We start from the raw sequence: 3,098 nt of genomic DNA on the forward strand, positions 1-3,098 counted from the left end.
CCTTTTAGAAGTAATTCCTCTAATTAATAATTCATCGTTATGTCTAATGCACCTATATTGCATTTCTATATTACCCATTAATTCAAAAAGTTGTTCCAAAGTTTCTCTAATTAAATCACGATAATTATTTTTAATACAGAATTTAAAAAATTTCCCCATTTCGAACATCTCTTCAAAGAATTCATTGGTAAAATTATAATATCCTATCCCTTTTTCATCTTCACTAAATTTAAGTATTATTTCATCGTGATTTGAAGTTAAACCAATGTATTCAATGTTACTCAAACTTTCAATTATATCAGATTTTTCATCATTGATTTTATTAAATGACGCAATAAGTCCATTACTACCGATTACTTCAATATTATCTTCCAGATTTCCAAAGCTTTCTGGAGGTAATTTTTCCAAAATTTCCTTATCTATATCACGCTCACGGATTAACAATTTTAAATCCGATATTTTTCCTTTCTCTTTGCTTAATGATAATTCATCTAAAATAATATTATCTAAGTAATTTACCATTTTATGACCCTCCTCCTATTTAATAATTGTTATAGGTCAATATTCTATAAAAAATAATGAATACCTCCAAAAAATACAAAAAATATAGTAAAATATAACTGTGCTGTTAATTTTGGTATCTTTTTTACTCTGTCAACTTGAAACGAAAAACTTTTCCTAAGGTGTTGAATAAGAAGGGTGTTTTGTAGGAAAACAGCATAAAAGGTACATTAAATTAATATATATAAGTAATTAAGACAATTAGAATTGAAGAGAAATAAATAAGAATAGGAGAGATGGGATGAGTATAACAGAATGGGTTTTAAGTACATATAATACTAATGACCAAGGATTAGAAGAAGCTAAAAATTTTACTTTTATCTGGAGTTTATTTGAAAATCAGTCGAGGACAAGTATTTTTGTTGCAGACACAATGAAAATTAGTGAATTTAAAGCGTGGATAATAAATTAGACATAAAACAAGAATTAAATGGGTTAGTTATTAGAGATGTGAAGACCGGAAATGAAATAAGTGGAAAATTAGTAGACGAAATAAATAAATCATTCAATCACTTTTACCAGAAATACATGAAGGATGAACATTTATTTTTAAGTACACTTTATAATCAGGCAGATTCGTATAATATAACTGCCAAAAAATCATTTGAAAGATTGGCAAAATCTCTTAAACGAAATGATATTAGAGATAAAATTTTATTTTTATTTTTTATAGCAAAAAGAATGAGGAATAAATTCTTTCATGGGATAAAAAGAATAGGTGATATTAAGTCTGACCATAAAGAATTCAAAAAAATAAATGGATATTTAATATCAATTATTTCTTTAATAGAGGACTATAAATAAAAAGTATTAGCATCGTTATTTTAAAAAAGATGCTTTTTATTATCAATTAATAATGATTTCGTATCGAGTAATCCAATGGAGAAATTCTTATTTAATATTTTTGAGTAGACATTCAAAATTGGGACACAGAATAATTGTGAATTAGTAGCGTGACGGGGAGAGAATATAAAAAGAATGAAAAATTCAGAACCTTGGGTGATAAAAATGTAGGTTTTCCAATGGTTAAATTCCTCCAACTTTGAGGTGTTACGAGCCCCATAACGTTAACAATTTGGATTTGTATTCACATTACACCTAGCCATCTTAATTTTACATGATTAATTGATGCTTCCGTTTAGAATACATAAATTAAACACCTGATTCAAATTCACTGATATTATATTGACCTTTCCTTGACTGTAATACACTGGTCGTATCACTACGATGTTAATACTTATGTTTTTAGGATTATACTCAAACTCAAACACTTCACTATAAGTACGATAAAATGGTGCTGTTAGGTGAACACAACTTGATTAGTGGTATAATAGAAGAACTAATTCTTAATTAGATTTATTTATATTGATTTCACTAATGATATTAATTAATTGTTGACCATCAATAAGTATAATAGGCTTATTAGCTACATAATGTACAGCCGTATTAGCAAAGGAGCTAGTTGTAACATAAAATCCCTCGTGAGCTTGTATGTCGATTAAAGCACTGTGAAACTTTTGAATTTCGGGACGTCCGATTTTTTTAGTAGCGTATCTCTTACATTCAACTATTGAAGTATAGCCTTCTTTTCTTAATATAATATCTTTTCCACCATCTCCACTTGCCGAAGTAACTGTAGCTTCGTACCCTTTCAAAGAAAATAAGTCTGCTATGTAATATTCAAAATCCCTATGTGGCATCATTTTTAGGTTATCGAGGTCAGCCTCATTTTTTAGTTTTTCTAATCTTTCTCTTTCTTTTTGTTTTTTAATTAGGGCTTGTTCATTTTTCTTCATTAATTTATATTTGTGAAGGGAAAAGAATATTCCTATACAGAGAGCAAAAAGGTATCCCCACTGGAAAAAATTCCAATCCCTTGAAAGGCTAATAAAATAGTCTAAGAATAAGGCAATTAAATGTAAAATATAAAATATAAGAAATAATCCTAAAAAAAGAGTAAGTAAAATAAGTTCACTACTTTTGAAAGTAGCTTTTCTTTTTCTGCGAGCCATCAATAATCCCTCCTAAGTTTATTTTTTCCAAAATTGCGGAAATTTAGAGGGGAGGGTAAGGAATATTTTTTTTAGACAATTATGATAAAATACTCAAGGATTTATATTTAGCTTAAAGAAGATTTTCAAACTCATTTAAGTCAAATATAAAGAGGTAACGAACGTAGCTCCTAATGGTTTTTATTTATAAAGTGAAATTTACAATTAAATTGCACTCAACAAAATAAAAACCCCWCCAATTTTTTGCAATTGGGGGGAGATAATTCACATAAATGGAAACCTTAAAATACAAGCTATACGACCTTATTTTTTATTTTTTTGGTCACAATCATGGTCACATTTTTGGTAAACAACATTCTTTTTACCTCTAATTTCGTGGTCACAAATGTGGTCACAAAAATGCGGGGAATCATAGTTGTATCAACACTTTTAGAGTTCAAATCCCTCAAAAAACCCTCCTTAAACCTAAACCTTCTTACTAATCCGCTCCACAATCTCCATCAAATCATCCGGCCTATGAAATTC

4 protein-coding genes are annotated in these 3,098 nt (G+C 28.4%); 2 read left to right on the plus strand and 2 right to left on the minus strand.

Going from position 1 to position 3,098, the window contains the following annotated elements; translation table 11 throughout:
• Positions 1 to 522, minus strand: a 522-nt coding sequence (locus AC1DUW_RS24515) for a hypothetical protein (RefSeq protein ID WP_477643688.1), incomplete at its 3' end; no start/stop codon positions are given.
• Positions 523 to 802: 280 nt separating this feature from the next.
• Between AC1DUW_RS24515 and AC1DUW_RS24520 the strand changes: the two genes are divergently transcribed.
• Together AC1DUW_RS24520 and AC1DUW_RS24525 are read left to right on the plus strand one after the other, a co-directional pair.
• Positions 803 to 973, plus strand: a complete 171-nt coding sequence (locus AC1DUW_RS24520; RefSeq protein ID WP_477643689.1) for a hypothetical protein — start codon at positions 803 to 805, stop codon at positions 971 to 973.
• Entirely contained in the window at positions 958 to 1,365 is a 408-nt protein-coding gene (locus AC1DUW_RS24525; RefSeq protein ID WP_477643690.1) for a hypothetical protein, read from the plus strand. The genes AC1DUW_RS24520 and AC1DUW_RS24525 overlap by 16 nt, the downstream gene beginning before the upstream one ends.
• A gap of 542 nt (positions 1,366 to 1,907) precedes the next feature.
• On the opposite strand, the gene AC1DUW_RS24530 is transcribed toward AC1DUW_RS24525, so the two are convergent.
• Complete coding sequence (locus AC1DUW_RS24530) at positions 1,908 to 2,573, minus strand: restriction endonuclease (protein ID WP_477643691.1); 666 nt, start codon at positions 2,571 to 2,573, stop codon at positions 1,908 to 1,910.
• Positions 2,574 to 3,098: the final 525 nt, after the last annotated feature.

The organism is Peribacillus sp. P4_C12 (genome assembly GCF_056402095.1).